Source organism: Arthrobacter sp. UYEF21 (assembly GCF_040546085.1).
In the GTDB taxonomy this organism is placed as follows: domain Bacteria; phylum Actinomycetota; class Actinomycetes; order Actinomycetales; family Micrococcaceae; genus Arthrobacter.
Genome location: NZ_JBEPNF010000036.1, coordinates 1 through 6,115, shown reverse-complemented (window position 1 = coordinate 6,115; position 6,115 = coordinate 1). Strand labels below are relative to the sequence as shown.

Sequence of the window (6,115 nt, the reverse complement as noted above, 5' to 3'; positions counted from 1 at the left end):
CGAAGACTGGCCCATCATGCCCCGCCAAAACATCGGCTTCATGCTCGAACCCCACGGCTTCTTCGACCAAAACCCCACCCTCAACCTCCCCACCACCATCGAAGCCAACACCACCACCAACGGGCAGTGCTGCACCACCGATAAATAACCGGCCCAGCTACAGAGAAGCCAAGAACCACGTGAACTAACGCTGGAAACGAACAACCCTTAAACAGGCGGTCCCCGGTGCTGTAACAAAGCACCGGGGACCGCCTGCACCTAACCCAAAACCTGTAGCGAGAGTGTGATCCGCGTGTTCAATATCCCCGCAATTACCTGGACCCTCACAGTCGTCCTCCTGCTCAGTGGAAGCTACCACCTCCTGCAGGCCACCAAGCCACACCAACTCACCGACCGGGTCAACAACACCCTCCATGCCGTCATGAACATCCTGATGGCCGGCATGCTTTGGAACCTCGCGCCCTCCACCATGCTCGCCCAAATCGCCGTTCTCAGCGGCGCAGCCCTCTGGTTCATCATCCAGGCCGTCGCCCGGCCCGAATTCAAAATACTCTGCGCAGGCAGGCAGGACCGCCTGAAATGCGTTTATCACAGCTTCAGCATGGCCGGCGCCGCCCTCATGATCACCATGATGACAAGCCACATCGCCACCGGTCCCGCAGACGCGAGTCCATTGCCCAACACCCACCACGCAATGGCCCACCCACCAACCGGCGCAAACCTCGATCACCTACCCAGCCTCGCCAGCCTCGCCAGTCCGCTGACAATCATCTTCGCAACCGCGGCAGTGGTCTTCATGGCCCTCCTGCTGCGCGACCGCAAACCGGCAACCACAGCCCCCAGCAAAACAGCCTCAAAGCACTCCACCCGAGAACAACACAGCCTCGAAGCCGTCGGCGCCGCCATTATGGCCGTGATGTTCGCCACCATGGCCTAAGTGCTGATCCCCAATGAACCCTGCGGCCAACTCCTTCAGCGAGGCCGGCGAACACCTCATCGAAAAGACTTGCGACTCAAGCCTCGAACTCGGAGAGTGCTTCTTCTGCACCGGACCCGAGACGGATTGAGTACGCAACACGGCCTGGGGCCTTCCGTTTCGGTTAGCGGAAGGCCCCGGCACCAACCCATAGGCCAGGCCCGCCGTCGGGCGCTGCAAGCGTGTCCCAAGGATCTGTCATGTCGTGGTTAATCCTCATTCTTTCCGGGTCACTGGAGGCCGTCTGGGCTGCCGCCCTGCACCGGACCTTCCAGGCCGCCGGCAGGCGCCGCATCGCCCCAGCGCTCCTCTTCCTGGCGTCCGTCCTCGGCAGCATGGCCGGCCTCGCCTTGGCCATGCAGTCCATCCCCACCGGCACCGCGTACGCCGTCTGGGTAGGCGTCGGCGTGATGCTGACTTCCACTTACGCGATGCTCACCAAAGCTGAACGCCCGACGGCGGCGCGCCTGCTGCTGCTGACCGGCATCGCCGCGTGCGTCGTCGGACTGAAGGTGGTGGCGTAATGAGCAAACGTTCCGTTGCGTGGCTGCTTCTGCTTGGTTCCGCCGTGCTGGAAGCCGTCTGGGCGACGGCACTGGGCCTGTCCAACGGCCTCACAGTTCTCCTCCCCACCGTGGTTTTCGCCGTGACAACAACCCTGAGCATGATCGGCCTGGGCGCCGCCATCTGCAGCATCCCACTGGGCACCGCCTACGCCGTCTGGGTAGGAATAGGCGCTGCCCTGACCGTCGGCTGGGCCATGGCCACCGGCGCCGAACCCTTCAGCCTGTTGAAGGTGCTGTTCATCGCCGGGATCGTTGGCTGCGCGGCCGGGCTGAAGTCCCTGCCGGCGGACGCCACGTCCGACGCGGATCGTTCCGACGCCAGAGTCCCCGCCTGAGGCTCAGCCTAATTCTCCCGCGTTGTTCAGACGCCGGCTTTCATGAGAAGGGCATCAACCATCATGAAAAACTGGGCACGGTGGTCGGTAGCCTTCGGGTCGGTCATGTATTGAATGGCAGCCCCGTCGTAAATCATGAGAAAGAGCCTCACCAGCGTAGGGAAATCTATGAGGCACTGGTCACCGCTGCTTTGGGCTGCGGTAGAGAATATGTTTCCCAGTTCCACTTCATAGGCGGGATAAATTTTCGCGGCCAGCGGGCTGACAGCGGCATTACGTGTTGCCCACAGAATCAGTTCGATCTCGGACAGGATGTTTGCGGGCTCTTCCTCAAGTGCCCGCCAGTAGCCTTCGGCTACCTGTTCCACAGCTTTGCGAAGTCCCAAACGAACCGAGGCGCCGCTGGAAAAACGGCTCAGGTTCTTGAACCAGGCCTCGGCGGCCGCGTCCATGAGCTCTTCTTTATTGCTGAAGCAATAATGAGCCGTAGCCAACGGAGCATTAGCCTCCTTGGCTATAGCCCGAATGGTCACGGACTGGACACCCTCACGACGCATCAGTTCGACTGTGGCTGCAATTAGCTGTTCTTTTCGATCTTCAGCGGATACCCGCATAGCTCACTCTCCAAGCTCCCGTTTCGGTCCGACAGGGACACTTCCCTAACCCTATTGCTTGGCTAGAGAAAATAGGTTCGGGATAAATGGTTTAGAACGATTGACTTGGACACGCGTCCATGTAAAAGTATTCACACCGGAGTGACCTGCATCACGGTGATGCGATGTCGCTTAGATTCATCAAATCATCTCGCCATGCAGAACCCACTGAAGAAACGGTGAAGACAATGGTCACAACCATCCCTCAGCCCCCGACACTGACGACGAAGACTGCGATCGATTTCTGGCCCGCGCAGGCCCTGGCTCCTATGAAGGACCAATGGCAGAGCCTCCGCTGCAGGTTCATCAACTCCCATCCTGATGGCCCGTGGCAGGACTTTATCCTTTCAGAGTGGGAACTGGAGGCCTGCGCGTGGGAGGACTTCCACCCCCACACCGAGACGAACTACGTGCTGGAAGGCGAACTCCACATCGAGAGTGGAGGAGAGACCGTCATCCTTAAGCCAGGTGACTCAGCCCGCGTAAATCCCGGACGCATGGGGAGGTACTGGGCACCCGTCTACGCGCGGATGGTCACCATCTACGGACCCAACCCCGAAGGAGCGGAATCGCATTCATTCCGGTACTACGAAGTCTGAGCCCTTGCATTAATCCAAGTGCGGTCAATTCCGGCAGTTGCCCATGACCACAAAACCAAGACCCTATATCGGCTGGCCAACCGGTCGATAACCCTCACGAAAGGGCAAAAAAATGACACACAAGACTACCGGCGTTTCCGCAACCCTCATCCGCGATGCGAAGAACGTTACGGAGCTGGACGATTGGGGCCCGTGTCCTGAAGCCACCGGACAGCAGATGGACACTCGCGGGAGCTACCTCTGGAAGGACGGGAACGGTGCCGAATCCGGCATCTGGGAATGCACCGCAGGACCCTCCCGTTGGGTACTCGAAACAAATGAATTTGTGCACGTTCTTTCAGGCTCGATGACAATTACCCCCGACGACGGCGAACCCCAGTTAGTTGGTCCCGGCGACGCGATCTTCATCCCTCGGGGCTGGAGCGGTAACTGGGAGCTTCACGAGACGCTGCGCAAGCTCTACGTGATCTTCTGACAGGTACCGTCCCGCTAAGGCCCTCCCGGAACTTTGCTGACTCGACACGTGGCTTGGGCTACACCGACATCACAAGCCCCCGTACCTCCTAAGACTACAGTCGCGTTTATGGTGTTTGTCCGCGGGCCTTGTAATGACGTGTCGGGCTCGGTGTTGGTGTTTTCGTCGCCAGGTTGAGTGTTTCAGGACGTGTTTCGGTGTGGTGGTGCGGTGCCAGACGAGGCGGACGAGCAGCCGCCTGATTTCGGGCAGTGAGAGCCGGATCAGTTCGCCGTCGGCGGCGGAAGGGCCCCTTTTTTGGAGCGGATCACGGTCAGGAAAGCCTGGGCGAACATGGAGAGGGTGATGTGCCGGTACCAGCCGGTGTATTGGCGGACCTGGTAGTGGTCCAGCCCTGTTTCGCCTTTGGAGGTTTGGAAGGTTTCCTCGATCGCCCAGCGGGCGCCGGCGATCCACACCAGTTCGGCGAGGGAGACCCGGTTGGGGCCGTGGCAGATGTAGTAGGCCAGGTCGGTGGGGTCTTTCAGGGAGCGGCGGGCCAGCAGCCAGTGTTTCCCGGTTTCGGCGGGTCCGTTGATGCGGATCCGCGCCCAGGAGTATCGACGCTCGCCCTTGGTTCCTGCCCCTGCGGTGCGGGTCCGCCAGGCATTGGAGCGCAGGGAACCGATGAGTTTATCCGCGCGCCATTGCTCGCCGATCCCTGCGGTGGGGCGATGATGTTTTGGTTCACGGGAACGGCCAGCACGTAGTGCAGACCTCGGGCTTCCAGGCGGCGGCGCAGCCCCGTGTGCTGTCCGTAGACAGCGTCCCCGGTGGCCCAGCGGGCAGGGATCCCGGCATCCAGGGCGCGGTCGATCATGTCCGCGGCGAGCACCGGTTTCGTGCCGAATTACCTGGTTTTGGGGATCCCGGCCCGGGTGCATCTTTCCCGGTCATTCGTCCAGGTTTTGGGCAGGTAGAGTTCCCGGTCCAGCAGGGTGCGCCCGGCCGGGGCGGAGTAGGTCAGGAACACCCCGATCTGGCAGTTCTCCACCCGCCCGGCAGTGCCTGAACACTGTCGTGCGACCCCCGGCCGATCCGGTGCCCTTCTTGAGGAATCCGGTCTCGTCGATGATCAGGATCCCTTCGGGATCGCCCAGGTGGCGGTTGAGGTAGGTGAACAGATCATCCCGCACAGCCTCCGGGTCCCAGTCAGTGGTCGAGAGCAGGCGTTGCATGCCATCCGGGGTGCCGTGCCCGGCCCGTTCAGACAGGGCCAGGAGTTTTTCCGTTCCTCATCCGAGAGCAGCCCGCGCACATACCCAACAGCATTCCGCCGCGGTTCGGACCGGACAAACCGCGGCCCAATAAGATCGCCGATTTCCTCCAGTCCTTCGGCCCACTCTTCTACCTCCGCCACACAAATATCATCACTCACCACCAACGATTAACAGGCCACGACCGGAAAGTCCGATTAGACCGCCAAGGTTCGCCCAAAATAAACGCGATTGTAGTACTAAGCTGCGAAGGGGCCGCAGACAGGTCGATCCTGGCCGAACCACGGGCACCTGGTAGCACGTGCAGCCCGTGTGGTTTCGTGGTGCGGATCCCCTGTGGTGAGTTTCACGTCGAGGCGTGCGGCCGGATTCCCGTGGTCAGCGCTGCCGTTTTGACGCCGGCAATGACGCCGGTGCCGCTGCCTCTGTGCCAGTCCGGGTAGTCGTTCCCGCATCGTCCAGGAATCACGTCCGGCAACCGGGAGCTAACCCTCCAGGGGGCAGCGAAGTTAAGGTCACCAGGATCCTGACGACCCAATTCAAGCAGCATGGCTTCAGATGCGCCCTATGACTTCTGGCTCGCTGGCATCCCAAACGATGTCCTGCGGAACCCCAGGCGGGTATGCCATCCGGGCGTCGACCGCTGCAGCGCGTCGTTACTGATTCAAAGGCCTGACGCCTCTCCCGCCACGCCCTCCTGCCACCCCGCCGGCAACGGAGCAACCCCCGCATCGTCAAACGCAAGATGTCAGGCTGGCCACTCAAACGAATACCCAAACCAGGCATTCGCGCCGCCTAAGTAAACGGTATTGGGGCTAATGGCGCATCTGGGTGGAAGCGACAAGAGGCCTGGTGTGGACCAAATCCCCGGGTTGAGTGTGCTCGTAGCGGCGAATCACCCGGCCGGTGGTCCGGCCCAGCCATGACAGCCAGGCCGGCCGCCACAGAACCCCGCGCACCGTGGAGGGGGAATCCCCAGCAGGAAGCCGGGCGGCCCACCGGGACGCGGCGGTCACCGCTACGTGGAGGTGCTCGGGATGGGCCTGACGTGGACGCGGAAAACGAACCCGGTGGGCGATAAGGGCGCCCACCGGGTTCGTTGTTGCCTACTGTTACTCCGTCGAGCGGCCGACCGTACTGCAGCCATCTCCACAGGTCCTACATGCGCTGGCTCGGCTTATGCGGGGGTACCGGTGGTCGGCGGTGCCGGCGGGGTGATGAGGGTGGGGTGGTCGTACTCGTTGGAGTAGGCGAG

Annotated in this window: 7 protein-coding genes and 1 pseudogene; 6 read left to right on the top strand and 2 right to left on the bottom strand. The window is 61.6% G+C overall.

The annotated features are described in order from the left end of the window. Positions 1-13 precede the first annotated feature (13 nt). The 4 genes from ABIB27_RS19055 (at position 14) to ABIB27_RS19040 (ending at position 1,877) form a co-directional block, all read left to right on the top strand. A complete protein-coding gene (locus ABIB27_RS19055) occupies positions 14-148 on the top strand; it encodes a hypothetical protein (protein ID WP_354254667.1) in 135 nt (44 codons plus the stop codon). 144 nt (positions 149-292) lie between these two features. Next, a complete protein-coding gene (locus tag ABIB27_RS19050) occupies positions 293-937 on the top strand; it encodes a DUF5134 domain-containing protein (RefSeq protein ID WP_354254665.1) in 645 nt (214 codons plus the stop codon). Positions 938-1,176: 239 nt separating this feature from the next. Then, complete coding sequence (locus ABIB27_RS19045; protein WP_354254663.1) at positions 1,177-1,500, top strand: DMT family transporter; 324 nt, start codon at positions 1,177-1,179, stop codon at positions 1,498-1,500. Beyond that, entirely contained in the window at positions 1,500-1,877 is a 378-nt protein-coding gene (locus ABIB27_RS19040; RefSeq protein WP_354218012.1) for a DMT family transporter, read from the top strand. Before ABIB27_RS19045 ends, ABIB27_RS19040 begins: the two co-directional genes overlap by 1 nt. Positions 1,878-1,903: 26 nt before the next feature. Here the strand turns inward: ABIB27_RS19040 and ABIB27_RS19035 are convergent, their stop codons facing one another. After that, positions 1,904-2,491, bottom strand: coding sequence for a TetR/AcrR family transcriptional regulator (locus ABIB27_RS19035; RefSeq protein WP_354218013.1), 588 nt, complete (start codon positions 2,489-2,491; stop codon positions 1,904-1,906). A 227-nt stretch (positions 2,492-2,718) separates the two neighbouring features. On the opposite strand from ABIB27_RS19035, the gene ABIB27_RS19030 reads away from it, so the two are divergent. Continuing rightward, positions 2,719-3,129, top strand: coding sequence for a cupin domain-containing protein (locus ABIB27_RS19030; RefSeq protein ID WP_354218014.1), 411 nt, complete (start codon positions 2,719-2,721; stop codon positions 3,127-3,129). A gap of 112 nt (positions 3,130-3,241) precedes the next feature. Beyond that, complete coding sequence (locus tag ABIB27_RS19025) at positions 3,242-3,604, top strand: cupin domain-containing protein (protein WP_354218015.1); 363 nt, start codon at positions 3,242-3,244, stop codon at positions 3,602-3,604. 263 nt (positions 3,605-3,867) lie between these two features. Here the strand turns inward: ABIB27_RS19025 and ABIB27_RS19020 are convergent. Next, positions 3,868-5,003, bottom strand: a pseudogene (locus ABIB27_RS19020) (IS701 family transposase). Positions 5,004-6,115 lie beyond the last annotated feature (1,112 nt).

Bases quoted from the DNA above. Each gene is read 5' to 3' on its own strand.
- ABIB27_RS19045 (WP_354254663.1), top strand. From the start codon at position 1,177: ATGTCGTGGTTAATCCTCATTCTTTCCGGGTCACTGGAGGCCGTCTGG.
- ABIB27_RS19040 (WP_354218012.1), top strand. From the start codon at position 1,500: ATGAGCAAACGTTCCGTTGCGTGGCTGCTTCTGCTTGGTTCCGCCGTG.
- ABIB27_RS19035 (WP_354218013.1), bottom strand. From the start codon at position 2,491: ATGCGGGTATCCGCTGAAGATCGAAAAGAACAGCTAATTGCAGCCACA.
- ABIB27_RS19030 (WP_354218014.1), top strand. From the start codon at position 2,719: ATGGTCACAACCATCCCTCAGCCCCCGACACTGACGACGAAGACTGCG.
- ABIB27_RS19025 (WP_354218015.1), top strand. From the start codon at position 3,242: ATGACACACAAGACTACCGGCGTTTCCGCAACCCTCATCCGCGATGCG.